This window comes from Corynebacterium sp. LaCa_205 (assembly GCF_057458085.1).
This window is the reverse complement of sequence record NZ_CP190931.1, coordinates 1,237,180-1,255,861: the sequence shown is the minus strand read 5'-3', so window position 1 is coordinate 1,255,861 and position 18,682 is coordinate 1,237,180. Positions and strand designations below refer to the sequence as shown.

The 18,682-nt window shown below is 56.5% G+C and carries 18 protein-coding genes and 1 tRNA gene; 13 read left to right on the top strand and 6 right to left on the bottom strand.

The genetic code is table 11. The features are described from left to right. Positions 1-1,538: 1,538 nt before the first annotated feature. Both ACP8J1_RS06120 and ACP8J1_RS06115 read left to right on the top strand, forming a co-directional pair. Positions 1,539-2,993, top strand: coding sequence for an NlpC/P60 family protein (locus ACP8J1_RS06120; protein ID WP_023021530.1), 1,455 nt, complete (start codon positions 1,539-1,541; stop codon positions 2,991-2,993). A gap of 31 nt (positions 2,994-3,024) precedes the next feature. Further along, positions 3,025-4,098: a ferrochelatase gene (locus ACP8J1_RS06115; protein WP_023021531.1), complete on the top strand. Its 1,074-nt coding sequence runs from the start codon at positions 3,025-3,027 to the stop codon at positions 4,096-4,098. Here ACP8J1_RS06115 and ACP8J1_RS06110 read toward each other — a convergent pair. After that, entirely contained in the window at positions 4,095-4,868 is a 774-nt protein-coding gene (locus ACP8J1_RS06110) for a hypothetical protein (RefSeq protein WP_023021532.1), read from the bottom strand. The genes ACP8J1_RS06115 and ACP8J1_RS06110 overlap by 4 nt on opposite strands. Before the next feature lie 33 nt (positions 4,869-4,901). Here ACP8J1_RS06110 and ACP8J1_RS06105 point away from each other — a divergent pair, with 33 nt between their 5' ends. Next, positions 4,902-5,741 carry a DUF3097 domain-containing protein gene (locus ACP8J1_RS06105; RefSeq protein ID WP_034655356.1) on the top strand — a complete coding sequence of 280 codons (840 nt, stop codon included), beginning with the start codon at positions 4,902-4,904 and terminating at the stop codon, positions 5,739-5,741. Here the strand turns inward: ACP8J1_RS06105 and ACP8J1_RS06100 are convergent. The 3 genes from ACP8J1_RS06100 to ACP8J1_RS06090 all read right to left on the bottom strand — a co-directional run bounded on the left by ACP8J1_RS06100 (position 5,738) and on the right by ACP8J1_RS06090 (position 7,249). Further along, the gene (locus ACP8J1_RS06100) at positions 5,738-6,316 is read right to left on the bottom strand and encodes a hypothetical protein (RefSeq protein ID WP_023021534.1); all 579 of its coding nucleotides are present in this window, start codon (positions 6,314-6,316) and stop codon (positions 5,738-5,740) included. The genes ACP8J1_RS06105 and ACP8J1_RS06100 overlap by 4 nt on opposite strands. A gap of 54 nt (positions 6,317-6,370) precedes the next feature. Then, a complete protein-coding gene (locus tag ACP8J1_RS06095; RefSeq protein ID WP_023021535.1) occupies positions 6,371-7,087 on the bottom strand; it encodes a TVP38/TMEM64 family protein in 717 nt (238 codons plus the stop codon). Between the two features lie 76 nt (positions 7,088-7,163). Further along, positions 7,164-7,249 (bottom strand) — tRNA-Leu (locus tag ACP8J1_RS06090). A 227-nt stretch (positions 7,250-7,476) separates the two neighbouring features. Here ACP8J1_RS06090 and ACP8J1_RS06085 point away from each other — a divergent pair. Together ACP8J1_RS06085 and ACP8J1_RS06080 are read left to right on the top strand one after the other, a co-directional pair. Next, complete coding sequence (locus tag ACP8J1_RS06085; RefSeq protein ID WP_023021536.1) at positions 7,477-8,016, top strand: YbhB/YbcL family Raf kinase inhibitor-like protein; 540 nt, start codon at positions 7,477-7,479, stop codon at positions 8,014-8,016. A 65-nt stretch (positions 8,017-8,081) separates the two neighbouring features. After that, a complete protein-coding gene (locus ACP8J1_RS06080; protein WP_302518275.1) occupies positions 8,082-8,408 on the top strand; it encodes a hypothetical protein in 327 nt (108 codons plus the stop codon). Between the two features lie 98 nt (positions 8,409-8,506). Here ACP8J1_RS06080 and ACP8J1_RS06075 read toward each other — a convergent pair whose 3' ends face one another. Both ACP8J1_RS06075 and ACP8J1_RS06070 read right to left on the bottom strand, forming a co-directional pair. Next, complete coding sequence (locus tag ACP8J1_RS06075; protein WP_486696399.1) at positions 8,507-9,622, bottom strand: quinone-dependent dihydroorotate dehydrogenase; 1,116 nt, start codon at positions 9,620-9,622, stop codon at positions 8,507-8,509. 4 nt (positions 9,623-9,626) lie between these two features. After that, positions 9,627-10,673 (bottom strand): NHL repeat-containing protein, encoded by a 1,047-nt coding sequence (locus tag ACP8J1_RS06070; RefSeq protein WP_023021539.1) that lies wholly within the window; start codon positions 10,671-10,673, stop codon positions 9,627-9,629. Positions 10,674-10,739: 66 nt separating this feature from the next. On the opposite strand from ACP8J1_RS06070, the gene ACP8J1_RS06065 reads away from it, so the two are divergent. From ACP8J1_RS06065 to ACP8J1_RS06030, 8 genes are all read left to right on the top strand, one after another. Next, complete coding sequence (locus ACP8J1_RS06065; protein WP_034655355.1) at positions 10,740-11,594, top strand: undecaprenyl-diphosphate phosphatase; 855 nt, start codon at positions 10,740-10,742, stop codon at positions 11,592-11,594. Positions 11,595-11,619: 25 nt separating this feature from the next. Continuing rightward, a complete protein-coding gene (gene mshC, locus ACP8J1_RS06060; RefSeq protein ID WP_034655822.1) occupies positions 11,620-12,858 on the top strand; it encodes a cysteine--1-D-myo-inosityl 2-amino-2-deoxy-alpha-D-glucopyranoside ligase in 1,239 nt (412 codons plus the stop codon). A gap of 24 nt (positions 12,859-12,882) precedes the next feature. Beyond that, complete coding sequence (locus ACP8J1_RS06055) at positions 12,883-13,266, top strand: hypothetical protein (protein WP_023021542.1); 384 nt, start codon at positions 12,883-12,885, stop codon at positions 13,264-13,266. Between the two features lie 128 nt (positions 13,267-13,394). Beyond that, a complete protein-coding gene (locus ACP8J1_RS06050; protein WP_023021543.1) occupies positions 13,395-14,111 on the top strand; it encodes an HAD family hydrolase in 717 nt (238 codons plus the stop codon). 58 nt (positions 14,112-14,169) lie between these two features. Then, complete coding sequence (locus ACP8J1_RS06045; RefSeq protein WP_023021544.1) at positions 14,170-14,433, top strand: phosphoribosyl-ATP diphosphatase; 264 nt, start codon at positions 14,170-14,172, stop codon at positions 14,431-14,433. A gap of 29 nt (positions 14,434-14,462) precedes the next feature. Next, on the top strand, positions 14,463-15,308 hold the full coding sequence (hisG, locus tag ACP8J1_RS06040; protein WP_023021545.1) for an ATP phosphoribosyltransferase: 846 nt from the start codon (positions 14,463-14,465) through the stop codon (positions 15,306-15,308). A gap of 110 nt (positions 15,309-15,418) precedes the next feature. Next, the gene (aspA, locus tag ACP8J1_RS06035; protein ID WP_023021546.1) at positions 15,419-16,978 is read left to right on the top strand and encodes an aspartate ammonia-lyase; all 1,560 of its coding nucleotides are present in this window, start codon (positions 15,419-15,421) and stop codon (positions 16,976-16,978) included. A gap of 352 nt (positions 16,979-17,330) precedes the next feature. Continuing rightward, positions 17,331-18,638: an anaerobic C4-dicarboxylate transporter gene (locus ACP8J1_RS06030; RefSeq protein ID WP_023021547.1), complete on the top strand. Its 1,308-nt coding sequence runs from the start codon at positions 17,331-17,333 to the stop codon at positions 18,636-18,638. The last annotated feature ends 44 nt before the right edge of the window (positions 18,639-18,682 follow it).

Sequence of the window (18,682 nt, the reverse complement as noted above, 5' to 3'; positions counted from 1 at the left end):
CCACCAGGGGGTGGGGTAGAGGTGCCGGGCGGCGATGAACAAGTTGCTGTCTCGTTTATCCGTAGGAGTGCTGAAGGCGTCTAAAATTGGGTGCCGAAGCAGGGCCCGTATCCGATGACAAAACGATTAGGGGTGTCGGTGAAAGGTACGGGAAGGGCAGGGGAGGGGCAAAGTAAACCCTTAGGGGTTGACTCGGGGTAGGGGAGTGGTCGGTTTGCTTCCATGCTGTCCACAGGGGCCGGTTTGAAGCGTGTGTCCATCCAGGTGCCGTGTGATTAAAATCACAATAACGGGATGGTAACAAAATCATTGCAGGTTAGGTGCTCATGTTGAGTCATGTGAATTAACTTGACTCACGTGAATTGCGGGAAAATTGTGCGAAGCGGGCGTGTCGTGACGTAAGGTTCGGATGTCGACTCAGGGGACATTTCTTGCTTCCTGGGTTCATGGGCTTAGCCTTGACTGTCACGAGAGAACTCGCACGGGTATGTGGGGAAGCACGCCTCGAGCGAATGATGGAACATCGAGTGGCCGTTCTTGGAAGTCAATGAACCGGGCTCCATCGAAAGAGGTTGGGGATGCAAGTTAAAAACTTGAGCGATTGCAATGTTCGAAAAAATTAAACATCAACCCACCTTCCGTTTATGAGGTGAGACGGGTTCATTAGAACTCCACCGTGTGGAACTTTTGGTGCGAATCTTTCGATAGGGCAGAGCGCGAAGCTCAGAGCCACGAAAGGGGTGCACGGATAGGTCCATAGGGTTTTGGGTCTAGGAACTCCTGTTCACTCCGCCAGGGCCAGCTTCGTGTGGCCTGTTCATGGTTTGTGGCTGCTTGCCCTCGACGGCTCAGGATTGTTAAGGGGCTAGACCTTTTAACAAAGTCAGCCGGCGCCGCGGCGAGTCATGCCAGAACCCGTAGAGCAGTTCTCACGGCGCTCAGTGCAATAGAACGTGATCGGGGCATGCGGAATCTTGGGTTGTAAAACGCATCCTGGAACGTATGTCGCAAATATCGCGAACGAGAATGTGGACTTCGCAGTCATGGGAATTTCTGCTGTGAACATGTGAACAAAGGATATGTGTAGACCTTTTGCGCCAGCCTGTTGATTTTGGGCGAGTAGGCTTTTAATCAATTCAGCCGGATCCAAAGGTGTCTGATTTTCGCTGTTGTGGGGAAACAGTAGCGATTTAAGGCAGTCGGCTGGAAAGCGATAATGGTCAGGTTTTCCAGTTACAGCACGAAAAGTCCCTGGACTGTTGGGTGGTCCATAGAAACAACACGCCCGGAGTGAAGTCTCAGCCAATTGAGGCAGTCCATAACCATTTACCCCTCTAGTGTCTACGGGCGCTTGAGAATAGCTTCGCGTACCTATCTTTATCGTCTCGAGGCGATTTTCTAGTTACCCCGGTTAGACATGCGATAACGCCTGCGTTTGTGCGAAATAGGCAGGCGGGGAGCCCGGGCATTCCTATGCCCGGAAGCGGTGATGGGCACTTCTTAAAGGAACTGTGTGGGTCCAATCTAGGAGTATTTCAGTGGCCACCATTCGCCTTCCGCGCATTCGACATGTTCGCGCTTTCCTTGCTGCGGTAGTAGGTACCGCAGCCGTATCAACTCTTTCTACCGTAGCGCCAGCAGGCGCCGATGATTCACCGGCGGACAATGCTGGTGTAATCCAAGCACACGACTCAGAGCGTGCGGCAATTGACCGCGCGGTTAACAACGCAGACTCTTTGCAGGGGGCTGTTGAGGCTTCGCGTGCAGAGCTAAGTCGAGCGGAAGCTGATGTCGCTGCAGCCGAGGATCGTATCGCTCGGATCCAGAGCCAAATGGAACAAGTTAGCGACGATCCAGGGGCGAATGAAGAGTACCTTGCTAGCCTGCAGGGCGAGTTGGATCAGGCAGACAAAGACAAGCGAGACGCCGAGAATCGTGTGGTGCAAGAGCGTCGAGAGTTAGCACAAGATGAGGCTCGACTGAACGCTACCCAACGGTTTGCGGAGGCAACTTTTGCTCGCCAGCAGGGAGCGGAATCCCAGGAGGCAAACGAAAGCGGTCTTCAGCTCTCTCAGCAGGACACGCTTGATACCGGCCTAAATCCAGTTAATGAGCTTGACAATCAAAAGGCTTCCGACGCCGCGACGGTCAACCCTGAAAACTTGACAGAAGAAATCAAGTCAGAAAACTTTACCGATGAGGTTGTTGGGGAGGGGGTCCCGCAGGTTTCTGCTGGCCCGAACGCGTCCAATAATTCGGAAGAGCGAGGCGCTATCAACCAGGGTGGTACCGCTCCGGAAGCTGAATTTGGAAACGCCCTCAATCAGGGTGCTACCCCGAGGTTTCAGAACGTCGACTTCGCAACTGGGTCCTCTGTAGATGATGCGCTCGGACTTGCGAATGATATCGCTGCTGCAGTTGATGAGGACGATGTGCGCACCCTCATGCAGGGCTCATCTGACTTGCTTGGATTGGGAAGCCCGAACACTGCACCCGCTGCTAGCGCTGATGCGCCTGAGGTGGACGAGGTGACGGAGTCTGACGATGCTATTGCGGGCGCAGATGCTGGGCGTGATGCTCAGATTGAGGCCGTCATTTCCCGTGCTGAATCTCAGGTTGGTGTGCCTTATGTTTGGGGCGGCGGCGATAACAATGGTCCTACCGGTGGGCTCCGAGATGGCGGAGTGGCTGACTCTTTCGGTGATTTCAACCAGTCGGGCTTCGATTGCTCTGGCCTCGTAAAGTACGCCTACGCGGCAGCTGGCCTGGACCTGCCTCACTACACTGGCGCACAGTACCAGCAGGGCAAGAAGGTTCCTCGCGACAACGCGAAGCGCGGTGACCTTATCTTCTACGGTCCTGGTGGCAACCAGCACGTAGCTATCTACCTAGGTGACGGCCAAATGATTGAGGCGCCACAGTCTGGTCAGACTGTTTCAGTAGTTCCAGTTCGCTGGGGTGGCGCTACTCCCGACGTCGTGCGCCTTCTCTAATCTCCAACTTTTGGTTGGTATTGTTTAGGGCATGACTGACGCACAACAGAATGCCCAAAACTTCGACGCCCTCCTCGTCCTTTCTTTCGGTGGCCCGGAAGGAAACGAGGAGGTCGTTCCGTTTTTGGAGAACGTTACCCGTGGTCGAGGCATTCCTCGCGAACGGCTTGAAGTAGTGGGTGAGCACTATTATCACTTCGGAGGCGTAAGTCCGCTCAATGCGCTCAACCGTGAAATTATCGAACATGTCCAAGGTGAGCTGAAAAAACGCGGACATAATCTACCGGTTTATTTCGGCAACCGGAATTGGCATCCCTTTGCCAACGAGACCGCAGAACAGATGTCTCGGGACGGTATCCGTAAAGTAGCTGTGTTTGCCACCTCCGCATGGGGTGGGTACTCCGCGTGCCGGCAATATGACGAAGATATTCAGCGCATGCGCGAACATCTCGCGCAGCAAGGCCTGCCGGAGATTGAATTTACGAAGATTCGTCAATTCTTTGATCATCCGAAATTTGTGGCCGAAATGGCCACTGCCGTAACGGAGGTCTGGGAACAAGTTTCAGCTGATAAGAAGCGGACTACCCGGCTTTTGTTCACCGCGCATTCTGTCCCGGTTGCGCACGATAACGTTGGCGGCGCGGAAGGCGATAAAAACCTCTACTCCCGCCAGGTGGCCGAGGCGGCGCGGTTGGTGGCGTTGCAGGCCGGTATTTCCGATTATGACCTTGTATGGCAGTCACGCTCAGGCAATCCACGCACTCCGTGGCTAGAGCCCGACATTGTTGATCACACCACTGAGATTCACCACAACGAAGGCGTCGACACGGTTGTGGTTTGCCCAATTGGTTTCATCTCCGACCATATGGAGGTTATTTGGGATCTCGATTCCGAGCTGCAGAAGGCGGCCGAGGATATGGGGGTCAGGGTCGTGCGTACCCGTACTGCAGGCCCGACCCCTCGGTTTGCAGAAATGGTGGTTGACCTTATAGAAGAGCTGGAGCATGGCCGCGAGAAGGAAACCAGCGGGCAGGTGACCGTGCAAGGGTGCACGCTCAATGGTGCGCCGTGTGCCGCGGGATGTTGCGATATTTGGTCTCTTTAACGCGCGAACTCCCCGAGTGCATAGGCAACGCCCGTCATGCGGGCCTGCCGGATGTGGCGCCACAAGCGGAGTAACTGCGGGTCAAGGCTGTGATCGTTGATGCGGTCGGTAACCGTTTCGATGATCGCGGCCACTCGGTCGGCGCGGGTGAAGAGTTTGGCTGCTCGGGCCGGCGTTGATTGGGGAAGGCCGGGGGTGTCATAAAAGTCGCTTAAAGTTCCCACGGTGAGGCGGGGGGTGGGCAGCGCTTCAGTGCTATACCCAGTTGCGGCGATAAGGTCAGCGGATTCATTGGTTGCTTGAGCAAGCAGTGCGTCGGCTTCCCCAGGGCTCAGCCAGGCGGGGGCGGGGAGCTGTTGCTTTTCGACGATCACCTGCCACGCGGTGTGGCTGTGGTGGATATGAGGTATGAGGACTAAGTTGCGCGTGGGATTATTGGTGCGAACTATGATTGCTCCGGCGGAACTTTGGATAGCTGCGTGATAGGACTCCGATCCTGCGGGTAGGGCAGGGGGCTCTCCCGGCCCGGAAAGCGCGAGGCGTACAACGGGTTCCGCGCGCTCACCGCGCTTCGCGGTAAGTTCAGCGGTCTCTGCGCGCAGCATCGCTAGCACATCGACGAACGGTGCTTCATCCACACTCTCCGGACGCCCGCCCAGTTCTTTAAGAGCATCTAGCAAATCATCGGTGGTTTCGTGTCCCCACAGCCACGAGCCCAGCCAGACAGCGGTGTTTTGTAAAGGTGACCATACTTCGGCGCGCATATCCATGACGAGCCAGTCTAATAGATAGACTAACGGGCCATGAGTTTTGATCCTTATGGCGGAGACATATTTGCTGGCCACTCGCGGTCGAAGCCGCGTCAATATCCTGAGGTGCCAGCTGAGCCCGGAATGGTAGTGGAAGTACGTGGTGACGAATTTGTGGGTGCTGTCATGGGGGTGGATAAGACCGTTTTCGGTGAGGTAGTTCGCCTTGAGGATCGCCACGGTGTGGAACGCGTTTTTAATTTGGTCAAAGGCGGGTTCCTAGTGGAGGGTAAGCCGGTTACGCTTACCCGGTACGTCGAAAAGCAGGCACCCCGCAAGTCCAACTCCGGTTCCCGCCGCGTAGAAAACGTGGAGGCTAAGGTCGCCGCGCCCTCGCGCATTTGGGTGGAAGGTGTCCACGACGCCGCTATTGTGGAAAAGGTGTGGGGCCACGACCTACGCGTGGAAGGCGTAGTGGTGGAATACCTTGAAGGCCTGGACAATTTGGAAGACCGCTTGGCGGAATTTCAGCCCGGACCCGGCCGCAGGGTAGGTGTGTTGGCTGACCACCTCGTTCAAGGTTCCAAGGAAACCCGGTTAACGGAAACCGTGGGAGAGCATGTCCTAGTCACTGGTCATCCATTCATCGATATTTGGGCAGCGGTGAAGCCGCAGCGCGTGGGATTGCGTGCATGGCCAGAAGTACCTTATGGCGAGGACTGGAAGACCGGAATGTGCAGGCGCGTGGGGTGGAGCGACCCTAAGGACGGTTGGCGTCATGTGTATAACGCCGTGCATTCTTTCCGTGACTTAGATTCCAGTCTGATTGGCGCGGTGGAGCGGCTCGTGGACTTCGTTACGACGCCCGAACTGAGCAAGTCTGATTTGCTCTAAGGCTGGGTAAGATTCGCGCGTTCAATCAGGTTGACGGCCAACTGCCATCCAGCCAACTCCGCGCTCCAGCCGGCCGCCTGGAGGCGCTGCGACATGGCTTGTTTAGAAATCCCTAGCTCTTCGGCGGCCTCATTTTGGTTCAGCCCAGCACGCACGAGTGAGGTAGCCTCGCGCCCCTCGATGGTGCGCTTGTGCAAAACATATCCCAGCAGGGCAAAGGTGGCCGCGATATCGCTTGCCTCGGAAGCGCGGCCACGCTTGTTGATCTTGGCGTAGACCTGGCCCATACGGGCAGACTTCCGCAACGCGGCGGTAGCTATTTGGCGTGCCCCCTCCTCATCTTCTTGGTTGCCGGGGCTTATACCGATGCCGATGGCCCAGTCGCCGTCGGCAAGCAAGGCCATGACGACGTCGCAGACGGCCGTTGCTGAATCAACTACGGCGCAAATATCTTCCACGCCAAGCACATGGAACTCTCCAACGCCAGAAAGAGTTGATAGGGCCGACGCAGAACGCTGGACCAACTCTGCACGACGCACGGAACGGCCACGGTAGCGGGCGTGGACAGCAAGCATGGAAAACCTCCCTCTAAGAACCTAATGCGAAATAGTCTACCGCTCGAACTTGACTTAAGGGCGAGTGGGAAGCCGCGAATCCATATAAAGCCCGCTCGCTCCAATCGCAGCGAAAACCACCATAGCGAGGACGATGCCGGGAGAGGTATGTCCGGTGAGGGTATCGCCGAAGAACACGCCCAAAGCCGTAGTAGGAATAGAACCGACAAGGGTGGCCAAGGTGAAGTGGCTGAGCTTTACCGGAGTAAGGGCAGCAACGTAGTTCAGGAGGCTAAACGGGACGCAGGCTACCATCCGGAGGGAAGCGATGGCCAGCCACCCGCGCCGCTCGAGATGCGCGTTGATTGTGAACACTGCGGGATGGGTCAGGTGCGGGCGGATCCAGGCTCCGAGGAGCTTGCGGACGATAAGAAAGGACAAAGCCGCTGATACCGTCAAGGCGCACAGGGAAAGCGCGAGTCCCTTCCACGGGCCAAATAAGAGTCCTGCGGCTACCGTCCAGAACGTTCGAGGAAAGGGAAACTGGGTAAATATGACATAACCTAGGGTGAAGATGAAAGGGGACCATGCGCCAAATCGGGTGGAGGCATCACGCAGGTGAGCCACATCCGGCAGATCGTAGAAATAAAGCACGGCGAGGAGGGCGATTACTGCAGCGAGAACGGCTATCCACCGCTGCACGGTCCACCGCTGGATTGAGCGCCAAGCGGACCGAGCGAGCGAAAGCAGGAAGTGGCCGAAATTGCGCACCCAACTCAGAAATGTGGTCATGGGGAAATCGTAGTCCTTGAGGGAGTGCAGGATAGAAAAATCCGGCGGCTACCTCGTGGTAGCCGCCGGAAGTCTGTGCCCGAGGGGGGACTTGAACCCCCACGTCCGTTAATAGGACACTAGCACCTCAAGCTAGCGCGTCTGCCATTCCGCCACCCGGGCAGGGTGTTTGTCAGCCTCTCGGCTGGGCACTCCGATACTGTATCTTGCGTGGGGTGTGCTTTACAAATCGCCAGCGTAGGGCGCCGAAAAGTCCATGCGTGAAGGGTGGTGAAATACATGGGTGTAATCCGGCCTAGGCGTCGTACTGGGGTACGACTGTAGTGTGACCATGGCGTGCGGTTACACCACATCGACATCGACTTGTGAGGTGGGGTACAAATGGGTCTATGACTTCTTATGCAGATGACTCCCGTTTCCCTGGACCAGATCCCTACGCACCGCTGCGTGATGTTCCTTCCTTTGTTCTTTCTTCCACCGACGTGGTCGAAGGCGATGAGCTGCAAGAAAAGCTTCGCGCTCCGGAAAGCGTTTCCCCTCAGCTTGCGTGGGCCGGTTTGCCTGAAGGCACTAAGTCCCTGGCTGTGACCTGTTTCGACCCGGATGCACCCACCGCTTCTGGTTTCTGGCACTGGGCGGCCTTCAATATCCCCGTTGAGGTAAGCGAGTTGCCTACCAATGCTGGTGCTGCAGAAGACCTGGGCATTGACGGTGTTATTAGCTTGCGCAACGATTCGGGCGAGCGCACCTACTATGGTGCCAACCCGCCTGCCGGTCACGCACCTCACCGCTATCTGTACGCAGTCCATGCAGTAGACGTGGAGAAGCTCGATATCGACCCAGATGCAACCCCGACTGTGCTCGGTTTCAACCTGCATTTCCACGCGCTCGGCCGTTCCATTTTGTGGGGCTGGTACGAGGCAAAGTAACGGCAAGTAGCTCTAGTGCATCGCAGGCTAGCCCTTCGGCGACCCTGCGGGTCGGCGGCACCTTCATGGTGGTCGCATTCGTGCTGGCTCTCTTCGCGCTAATCTCTGTCTTTTCGGATGGCTGGGGAGCCGACTTCGCATGGACGTATTCGAAGGTGGCTATTGTTGCCGCCGCGTTCCTCGTCGGGGCCTTTAGTACCATGAGTAGAAGCCAGGCGGGAAGCCGCGCCCAGGTTGTGGCATTAGTGGTTGCGATCGTAGTCATTGCGGCGAGCCGCTTCTTATCCGGCGGGATTTTATTCACCCAAGCGCAGTTTTGGGTGGTGTTCTACGCCGGCTTCGCAGTCCTGTGCGCACTTATTCTCAGGCGCAGCGCTATGGCGCAAGCCTAGCCAGTACCGTGTTTAATCAATGAAAGTCCGCCCCCAGCTGCTTAGGGTAGAGCAGGTGGGGGCGGACTTTCTTGTTCAACCAAGAGTCTCTATAGGGATTAATCCACGGGTTTCCATGGCAGGCCAGAGCCAACCGCTTGGGAAATATTGCGCAAGCCGTGGGCGCGGATTTGGGCGGCAATGCCACGGTGGATATCGCGGATCCAATCTGGACCGCCATAGATGAGGCCGGTGTAGCCCTGCAACAAGGAAGCGCCGGAAGTGATGCGTTCCCACGCCTGCTCCGGCGTGGAGATGCCCCCGACGGAGATGAGGGTGAGCTGGCCGCCGACACGCTCATTGAGACGGCGCAGCACCTCCAGAGAGCGCTCGGCTACCGGGGGACCAGATACGCCACCGGCCCCCATTTCCGCTACCTCGGCAGGAGGGGTCTTGAGCCCCTCGCGGGAAATGGTGGTATTGGTCGCTACGATACCGTCGAGACCGAGTTCAAGGGCTAGGTCTGCCACTGCATCTACCTCGGAATCCGAAAGATCGGGAGCGATTTTGACCAACACTGGAACGGCGGTGCACTCTTGCACGGCAGAAAGAATGGGTCGCAGCGACTCCACTGCTTGTAGGTCGCGCAGGCCCGGGGTATTCGGCGAGGAAACGTTGACTACAAGGAAGTCAGCCAAGTCGCCCAATACGGAAGCAGAGCGGCGGTAATCTTCCACAGCGTGCTCGGCAGGGGTGACTTTAGTCTTGCCAATATTGATGCCGATAACATCGCGGTAGCGGCGCTTGCGGAGGTTTTCTGCAGCGGCCGCTGCGCCTTCATTGTTAAAGCCCATGCGGTTCAAGATGGCCTTATCGGCCTTTAGGCGAAAAAGTCGCGGCGCAGGATTTCCCGGCTGTGCTTGGGCGGTGACGGTGCCCAACTCCGCGAAGCCGAAACCAATCGGGGACCAGGTATCAGCAGCGGCGGCATTTTTATCAAACCCTGCAGCTAGTCCCAGTGGGCGGGGAAACTCTACGCCAAAGACCTCTTGGCGGAGCACCGGATCGTTGACCGGCAGCACCTTTGCCAAGGCCCGGTTGGCCGGACCAGCCGCCTGGAGTCCACTCAGTGCGGTGTTGATAATTCCGTGGATTCGCTCCGGGCTGAGCTGAAACATGCCTCGCAATGCCACTTGGTAGGCCTGCGCGCGCAGTCGATCGATTGTGCTGGTCATGGTGTTAAGACTCCTTCTTCAGGTGCGGGGTGTCCACGAACTGGAGGCCGTGGCCGGTGGTGGAGGCGGCGACAAAGGTGCCATCGGCAAGCACGGCAATGTTTTGTGCATCTGGCACGGTAGAGATATCTCCGCGCAGTTCCGGAACGCCTTTATTTATCTCATAGGCATGAGCCTTGTTCGTATCTGTGGCGCTGACCCACGCCAGATTGTGCTCCTTGTCCCAAGCTACGCCCCATGGGGTGCCATTGACGTTGCCGTATTGGTGCAGGCGAACGACATCATCGGAAGTGTAGATAGCCAAGCGTCCGCCCTCAGTATCGGAGGCAAGAACAACGCCATTGTCGCCCACCGCGATGCTTCCTACACCCTGGCCTATGCGCAGTCGACCGCCCGCGCGATCATTAGTCCAATCCACGTTTTGAATGGTGGAATCCTCGCGGTGAATGCGTACCACTCCATCGTCACCCGTGGAATTGGGCACGGCTAGTAGCTGGTCCGAGCCGGCTTCGACCTCGATGTCACCTTCGCGTTTGCCGTCTTTATAAATGCCAACGGTGCTGGAATCGGCTGAGGTAGCAAAGATCTCGCCGCTGGAAAGCTGGGTGGCAGCAGTAACAGGAGTCTCCTCCTCCATACGGACCTCCTCGCGAGAATCCGGGGAGGAGGGATCGATGAGCAGGACCTTTTCCGGGCAGGCCAGTACAAAGCCCGACGACGATGAACTTAGATCACCGCACTCCGCAGAAATGTCTAAAGCAGTTGCCTTATGGCCCGCAAACTCTTTCTGGCTGCCGATAAGGAGCTGGTCCTTAGTGCGCACCGCAAGCGAGTTATCGACAGCAGCAAGGTCTGTGATGTCTTCCTTAAGGTCTACGACGGTGCCCTCCGGGTCCGCCTTGACAGGGGAGGCCGCCGGGGTGGCATTGCCCTTGACCGCGGTTTCCGGATCGGCGCCCACGCCCACATCGGGCTGGCAGGCGGCCAGTGCGGTGGCGCTAAGCGCCAGCAAACTAGAAAAGATCAGTGCGGAGCCGGATTGAGATTTCACGACTCCTAATCCTAACAGCGCGCGTTATAAAAACCCGAAGCCTTGTTCCGCTGTAGTGTGAAGCGGGTGATTTCAAATACCGCAACAGACGCCGTCTCTTGGGCACAGGTCATTGTTTTGTCCATCGTGCAAGGTCTGACCGAGTTCCTTCCGGTTAGTTCCTCTGGTCACCTGCGCATTGTTTCCGAACTTTTTTGGGGCAAGGATGCTGGCGCATCTTTTACCGCAGTCATTCAGCTTGGCACCGAGCTAGCGGTGCTGGTTTATTTTGCTCCCATGATTTGGCAGATACTTACCGGTTGGTTCCGCGGCTGGACCGATAAATCCTCTCGTGGCCAGGACTGGCGCATGGGTTGGATGGTTATCGTTGGCTCTATTCCTATTGGAATCATCGGCTACGCCTTCGAAGATGCAATCCGCGGAGCCCTGCGCAACCTGTGGATCACCGCCGCCATGCTGATTGTTTTCTCTTTTGTATTTATCGCCGCAGAAAAGTTGGGGAAAAAAGAGCGTGGCTTTGAGCAGTTGACTATGAAAGACGCCATCGTCATGGGCCTGTGCCAGTGCTTGGCACTCATCCCAGGCGTTTCTCGCTCCGGCGGCACCATCTCTGGTGGTCTGTTCTTAGGGCTGGACCGCGAGGTGGCCACGCGCTTTAGCTTTTTGCTTGCCATTCCAGCAGTCCTAGCTTCGGGGCTTTTCTCGCTTCCCGACGCCTTTTCCCCCGCAGCCGGCCAATCCGCTACCGGTCTGCAGCTTTTGGTTGGCACTGGCATCGCTTTTGCCTTGGGTTACGCCTCCATTGCATGGTTGCTGAAGTTTGTAGGTAACCACTCCTTCTCGTGGTTTGCCGCATACCGCATACCCGTTGGTGTACTGGTAATGCTTCTCTTGGCATTGGGAGTCCTACAGCCGCTTTAACAAGCACCGCGTTACTATGGTGGCTATGCAATCTTGGCCAATACCTTCTTTCCGCCCTGTGCCCGGTGATGCGGCGCAGCTGCGCTTGTACGATTCCGCGAATCAAACCATCGCTCCCGTAGAGGTCGCAGGGGATACCGCCACCATGTACGTGTGTGGCATTACGCCCTATGACTCCACCCACCTGGGCCATGCCGCGACATACTTGACGTTTGACCTTATCTACCGCGCCTTTTTGGACGCCGGAAAGAAGGTCCACTACGTACAAAACATCACCGATGTCGATGATCCACTGTTTGAGCGCGCCGAACGCGATGGCGTGGATTGGCGCGAGCTTGGTACGTCTCAGACTGACCTTTTCCGCTCCGATATGGAGTTGCTCTCCGTCTTTCCGCCGCAAGATTATGTCGGCGCCATGGAGGCCGTTGATGAAATCGTGGAGATGGTCCAGAAGCTTCTTGACGCTGGTGCGGCCTACGTCGTAGATGATCCCGAACACCCAGACATCTACGCCTCCATCGAGGCCACTGCGCAATTTGGATACGAGTCCAATTATTCTGCGGCAGAGATGCAGACCTTTTTTGCCGAGCGTGGCGGCGATCCAGACCGCCCAGGAAAGAAGAACCCACTTGATGCACTCATCTGGCGCGCTCACCGCGAGGGAGAGCCCGCTTGGGAGTCGCCCTTTGGTCCTGGCCGTCCGGGCTGGCATATTGAATGCTCCGCTATTGCCACCAATCGTTTAGGTTCGACCTTTGATATTCAAGGTGGCGGCAGCGACCTGAAGTTCCCTCACCACGAATTTTCCGCCGCCCACGCCGAGGCGGCCCTGGGTGTGGACCGCATGGCAAAGTTTTATGTACACACAGGCATGATCGGCCTCGACGGGGTCAAGATGTCTAAGTCCTTGGGCAACCTCGTCTTCGTCCACAAGTTAGTAGGAGCAGGCGAGGAGCCGTCCGCTATCCGTCTCGGCGTCTTCGCTGGGCATTACCGCGACGAGCGGGATTGGTCGGATGAAGTGCTCGAAGAGGCAAAGCACCGTCTGTCCGCGTGGCGGGAAGCAGTGGCTACGCCAGGAAGCATGGCGGGGGCACAAGGGGTCGTCGCCAAGCTGCGCGCGGCGATCGCCAATGACCTCGATACCCCGGCGGCGCTGGCTGCTGTGGATAAGTGGTCGCAGGCTGAGCGAGGCACAGACGAAGAAGGAGCGGGCGATTTGGTTCGCACTGCACTAAATTCACTCCTCGGCGTGCAGGTTTAGCCAAGATAGGGCAGTATCTACAGCATGAGCATTCGCGCCGATTTCCAGCCCACCGTAGATGAGTTCATAAGTGATCTGAAGTCCTTTGCCACCGGCGATTACCTCAAAGAGGAGGAAAAGGAGTTCTGGGAGGCTCCGTTTGATGCCAGCGTGCTTCCGGAGCTGCGCGGTCACCTTGAGAATATGCTCGATGGGCTGGATGCCCTTCCGGATGATCCAGATGGCCCGCAGCTGGTAACCGTGTTGTCCAAGACCGTTCGTGCGTTGGCCGATTTTAATCGTGCCCAGCACGACGCTGTCCTCGAGCCGGAAGAGAAGGAAGAGCTATCTGAGCTTATCTACAATGCCTGCGCGGCAACTGGAGCAGATGACGAAGCTCTATCGCACATTCCAGAACTAGACTTTTAGTTCTTGTCCTCCCGCTTTTTGAGCGCCGGCCCGCGGCATATTCGCAGCCTGGCGCTTACTTCTGTGCCCTTAGCGCATGGTCGGTTTCACCCCACAGCCTTTTTAAAGAGAAAGTTAGTTTTATTCTCGTGCAGCACCCCGATGCCGTTTCTGGTCTGACAAAGCCCGCCGCCATTTTCTGGGACATGGATGGCACGCTCACCAATTCGGAGCCGCTTTGGGCGGAGGCAACGTTCTATCTCTCGGAGCTCCTGGGGAAGCGTTTAACTCCCACCCAGCGCCTTGCCACTGTGGGGGCGACTTTTGAGACGACCTTGGGGATTTGCGCAGATAATGCGGGGGTGACACTGCGGCCCGGTGACAGCGATCGATACCGCGCTCGGATGTTTGACTATGTCAAAGGTCTTTTCGCTCGCAAGCTGGAGATTTTCCCTGGCATTCCTGCGTTGCTGCATGAGCTGAAGGCGGATCGCGTGCCAATGATGGTGACGACTAATACCGAGCGCAACGTCGCCGATGCCGCCATTAGCGCGTTGGGGTGGCAGTACTTTGTCGATACTATTTGCGGGGATGAAGTGCCTGCCGGGAAACCTGCACCGGATATGTACCGCGAAGCGGCCCGCCGCATCGGAGCTAAGCCCGCAGATTGCTTGGTATTTGAAGATTCCGCCAACGGAATGCGCGCCGCAGTTGATGCTGGCTGTGTAGTCATCGGCTTGCCCGAAGATGACGAGGTGGAGGTTCCGCCGGAGGTCACCGAGGTCTCCCAGCTCCGCAACTCGCGGCACCTCGCCGGTGCCCGGGCCTCCGAGGTCTATGAGTGGTTTAGCAAGATTTCGGAATAGCGGTAGGACTTCAGGGTTTTACTACATTCCCTAACTACCTGTGGAACAATAGGTAGCCGTGAAGAACTTTGAGAACCTTTTTGCTGAATTATCCGAAAAAGCTGCCCAGCGCCCCGCTGGTTCTGGCACCGTTGCCGCATTGGATAAAGGCGAGCATCACATAGGCAAAAAGATCATCGAAGAAGCCGGGGAAGTGTGGATCGCCGCAGAGTATCAGTCTGATGCTGAGCTAGCAGAAGAAATGTCTCAGCTGCTCTATTGGATTCAGGTCATGATGCTCAAGCGGGGGCTTACCCCAGAAGACATCTACAACTACCTTTAAACAGCGCCCCACGGGACGGAAGGATCCACATGATAAAGATTGCTGTACCGAACAAAGGCTCATTGTCAGAATCCGCCGTGGAGATTCTTACAGAGGCCGGCTACAAGGGGCGTGGACATTCCAAAACACTCAACGTGGTTGATGCGGATAACGGGGTTGAGTTTTTCTTCTTAAGGCCCAAAGATATCGCCATCTATGTTGCCCGCGGTGTTTTGGATCTGGGTATTACCGGTCGCGATTTAGCTCTCGACTCAAAGGCGAGCTTTGATGAGGTTCTGCCATTAGGGTTTGGAGGATCTACTTTTCGCTATGCAGCCCCGCAGGGGGAGGAGTGGGATATCTCTCAACTGGATGGTCGCCGGATCGCGACCTCTTACCCCAATCTTGTCCGTGCGAACCTTGCCGAGCATGGAATTGAGGCCGATGTTATTCGGCTAGACGGCGCGGTAGAGATCTCCATCCGGTTAGGCGTTGCCGATGTCATTGCTGATGTCGTGTCAACTGGTACTACCTTGCGCCAACAAGGGTTGGCGCCGTTCGGCGAGCCGATCATTGAGTCCGAGGCCGTAGTAATCAAGCGCACAGGGGTAGAAGTTAGCGAAGAAGAGCAGGTGGTGCTCGACCGCATGCAGGGAATTTTGCACGCTCGCACCTATTTGATGATCGATTACAACATCGCGCAATCCAATCTCGATGCGGCTGCTGGTACTACTCCCGGGTTAACCGGTCCTACGGTCTCACCTTTGGCGCGTGAGGGCTGGGTGGCGGTGCGCGCGATGGTTCCCAAGAAAAACGCCAACCAAGTCATGGACCGGCTTTCCCAACTCGGCGCAGAGGCGATCTTGGCTTCTGATTTACGCATCGCCCGCTTTTAGGGGGAGCGAATTTTCTGGGTCGGCCCAAATAGATTCAGTCGTGGCTAACATTAGCGCTTGAGGTTACTCATCCGAATATAAGTCTCGACAGGCAAAGGAGCCGAGCCATCATGGCAAAGTCCTCTAAGAAAGAAGAAAAGGACACCAAGTCTGCAGCAAAGGACGTGAAGAAGAAGGAAGCTGATACTTCCACTCACGCTGCACAGCAGAAGGTGGCCGAACAGAAGGCACCTAAGAATTCCAGCAAGAAGACTCGCACCGAGACCGACCTTCTTGGCTCTTTGGAAGTTCCAGCGGACGCTTACTACGGTGTGCACACCGTTCGCGCTATGGAAAACTTCCAGATTTCTTACGTGACCATCAACACCATCCCGCACTTCATTCGCGGCATGGTCCAGGTCAAAAAGGCGGCTGCCATGGCAAACCGTCGCCTTCACGTGTTGCCTAAGAAGAAGGCCGAAGCCATCATCTGGGCTTGTGACCAGATCCTGGAAGAGGGCCGCTGCATGGACCAGTTCCCACTGGACGTTTTCCAGGGTGGTGCTGGTACCTCGCTGAACATGAATACCAACGAGGTCGTTGCCAACCTCGCTCTGGAATACCTTGGTGAGGAGAAGGGCTCTTATGACATCATCAACCCCAATGATGATGTGAACATGTCCCAGTCCACCAACGATGCTTACCCGACCGGTTTCCGCCTGGGTCTGCATGCAGCGGTTGACCACCTCATTGAGCGCATGGATGGCCTGCGCGCCGCGTTCCAGGACAAGGGCAATGAATTCCAGGACATCCTGAAGATGGGCCGTACCCAGCTCCAGGACGCTGTTCCGATGACCTTGGGCGATGAGTTCAAGGGCTTTGCCAATAACCTGAACGAGGAACAAGCATTGCTGCGCGATGCTCAGCGCCGCCTGCTGGAGATCAACCTGGGTGCAACCGCAATCGGCACCGGCGTAAACACTCCTGCCGGCTACCGCCACCAGGTCACAGCAGCCTTGTCTGAGGTTACGGGCTTGGAAATGAAGACCGCACGCGATCTCATTGAAGCAACCTCTGACTGTGGTGCTTACGTGCTGCTGCACGCAACCATTAAGCGCGCAGCGATGAAGCTCGCCAAGATTTGTAATGACCTGCGCCTGCTGTCCTCCGGCCCTCGCGCTGGCCTGGCTGAGATTAATCTGCCAGCCCGCCAGGCTGGCTCCTCCATCATGCCGGGTAAGGTAAACCCGGTTATCCCGGAGGTTGTCAACCAGACTTGCTTCAAGATCTTCGGCAATGACCACGTAGTCACCATGGCCGCTGAGGCAGGCCAGCTGCAGCTAAACGTCATGGAGCCGGTCATCGGCGAAGCACTGTTCCAGTCCATTCGTATCATGGGCAACGCCGTCGATGCGCTGCACGAAAAGTGCGTCACGGGCATCACCGCCAACGCGGATGTGTGCCGCGCCTACGTAGAAAATTCCATTGGTATCGTCACCTACCTGAATCCGTTCATCGGCCACCACAATGGTGATTTGATCGCTAAGGAGTCCTTGGAGACCGGCAAGGGCGTCAAGGAACTCGTCTTCGAGAAGGGCCTGCTGGATGAAGCAACCTTGAACAAGGTTCTGTCCGTAGAAAACCTCATGCACCCAGAGTTCCGAGGCCAGCTCTTCATTGACGAAGACTAAGCCCACAGCGCTTTAGGAGCAGCAGGGTATAGTGCCCGCGGAGTAGGCCCCCGCAGTTGCCGCCACTTTTACTTCACATGGAAGTAAAGCAGGCGGAGGCTGCGGGGGTTTGTGCATGGTGAAGGGGCACTATTCACATTCATCTTTTATTCTCCTATACAGGGACGATGCGTCTTAGAATACCGGTCATTTTATAGCGGAATCCTTATTTTATGTGGGAATCAACACAAACAGGCACTTTGAATGAATAAATCACCACAGCGGGTGCAAAATAGAAGATGTTGAGGACGGCATGCACTCTTTATGGAGATGCGTGCCCATAGTTTGCATAGAGAGCGTATGGAGTACGTCCATGGTTATTGTTCATATAGTCATCGTTCTCGCGGCCATCGTTTTGGGTGCGAGAATTGGATCAATTGGTATCGGTATGGCCGGCGGCCTCGGCGTGTTGGCGCTTGGTCTCACCGGTGTTCCCATTACTAGGGAAGATATCCCCTTCGATGTTATCGGCATCATCATGACCGTCATTGCTGCTATCGCAGCAATGCAGCGAGCTGGCGGTATGGACTATTTGGTGCACATTGCAGAGAAGTTCCTGCGCAAAAACCCAAAGCGGATCACGTTCTACGCGCCAATTGTGACGTGGCTAATGACGGTTCTCGCTGGCACCGGGCACACTGCGTTTTCTACTTTGCCGGTTATCGTCGAGGTAGCTAAAGAGGGTAAGGTTCGTCCTTCACGCCCGCTATCCATCGCGGTAGTTGCCTCTCAGATGGCAATCTGTGCTTCGCCCATTTCGGCAGCCGTGGTGTTGCTCGCTAGCCTGCTAGAGCCGACTGGGGTGGGCTATTTGCAGGTACTGGCGGTCGTTATTCCGGCGACATTCCTGTCTATCTTCCCAGCTGCCTGGGTAGCTAATAAGTTTGGCAAAGAGCTTGAAGATGATCCGGTTTACTTGGAGCGCAAGGCACAAGGCCTGGTCAAGGAACCACTCGGCGCAGGGAACTACTCTCCGCAGAAGGGTGCCAAGGCTTCTGTTCTCGTGTTCTTGGTAGCCATCATCATCGTGATGGCGTGGGCCACCCTGACCTCGGAGCAGGTGGGGCTTATCGCCGACCCGACCCTTCCACGTAATGAAGCCATTATGACGGTCATGCTCACCGCTGCCACCATCATCGTTATGATGACCAAGGTCCCGGCTGGAGATGTTTTGAATACGCCGGTCTTCAAGTCCGGTATGTCCGCATGTATTTGTGTGCTGGGCGTGGCTTGGCTGGGCACCAGCCTTATCAACCACTACATGGACGATATTCAGTCTATGGCTGGCAGCGTTATTGAATCTTCGCCGTGGCTGCTCGCAGTGGTGCTATTCTTCGCTGCAGCGTTGCTGTACTCGCAAGCCGCTACGACCAAGGCCCTTATGCCGGCAGCCCTTGCCCTGGGAGTAAGCCCCATTACCGCAGTCGCTGCGTTCCCGGCGGTGTCCGCTCTGTTTATCCTGCCGACTTACCCAACCTTGTTGGCAGCAGTGGAGATGGACGATACCGGCTCGACTCGTATCGGCAAGGCCGTATTCAACCACCCATTCCTGATCCCAGGTACGGTCAGCATCGTGCTCTCGGTTCTCTTGGGCTATGCATTCGGTTTCGTCCTCCTATAACTAGAGGAAGTTAAAACCATCTCCAAGGCGCCCTTCAGGGCGCC

Coding starts and splice junctions, on each gene's coding strand:
- ACP8J1_RS06115 (WP_023021531.1), top strand. CDS start 3,025: ATGACTGACGCACAACAGAATGCCCAAAACTTCGACGCCCTCCTCGTC.
- ACP8J1_RS06110 (WP_023021532.1), bottom strand. CDS start 4,868: ATGGATATGCGCGCCGAAGTATGGTCACCTTTACAAAACACCGCTGTC.
- ACP8J1_RS06105 (WP_034655356.1), top strand. CDS start 4,902: ATGAGTTTTGATCCTTATGGCGGAGACATATTTGCTGGCCACTCGCGG.
- ACP8J1_RS06100 (WP_023021534.1), bottom strand. CDS start 6,316: ATGCTTGCTGTCCACGCCCGCTACCGTGGCCGTTCCGTGCGTCGTGCA.
- ACP8J1_RS06095 (WP_023021535.1), bottom strand. CDS start 7,087: ATGACCACATTTCTGAGTTGGGTGCGCAATTTCGGCCACTTCCTGCTT.
- ACP8J1_RS06085 (WP_023021536.1), top strand. CDS start 7,477: ATGACTTCTTATGCAGATGACTCCCGTTTCCCTGGACCAGATCCCTAC.
- ACP8J1_RS06080 (WP_302518275.1), top strand. CDS start 8,082: ATGGTGGTCGCATTCGTGCTGGCTCTCTTCGCGCTAATCTCTGTCTTT.
- ACP8J1_RS06075 (WP_486696399.1), bottom strand. CDS start 9,622: ATGACCAGCACAATCGATCGACTGCGCGCGCAGGCCTACCAAGTGGCA.
- mshC (WP_034655822.1), top strand. CDS start 11,620: ATGCAATCTTGGCCAATACCTTCTTTCCGCCCTGTGCCCGGTGATGCG.
- ACP8J1_RS06055 (WP_023021542.1), top strand. CDS start 12,883: ATGAGCATTCGCGCCGATTTCCAGCCCACCGTAGATGAGTTCATAAGT.
- hisG (WP_023021545.1), top strand. CDS start 14,463: ATGATAAAGATTGCTGTACCGAACAAAGGCTCATTGTCAGAATCCGCC.
- aspA (WP_023021546.1), top strand. CDS start 15,419: ATGGCAAAGTCCTCTAAGAAAGAAGAAAAGGACACCAAGTCTGCAGCA.
- ACP8J1_RS06030 (WP_023021547.1), top strand. CDS start 17,331: ATGGTTATTGTTCATATAGTCATCGTTCTCGCGGCCATCGTTTTGGGT.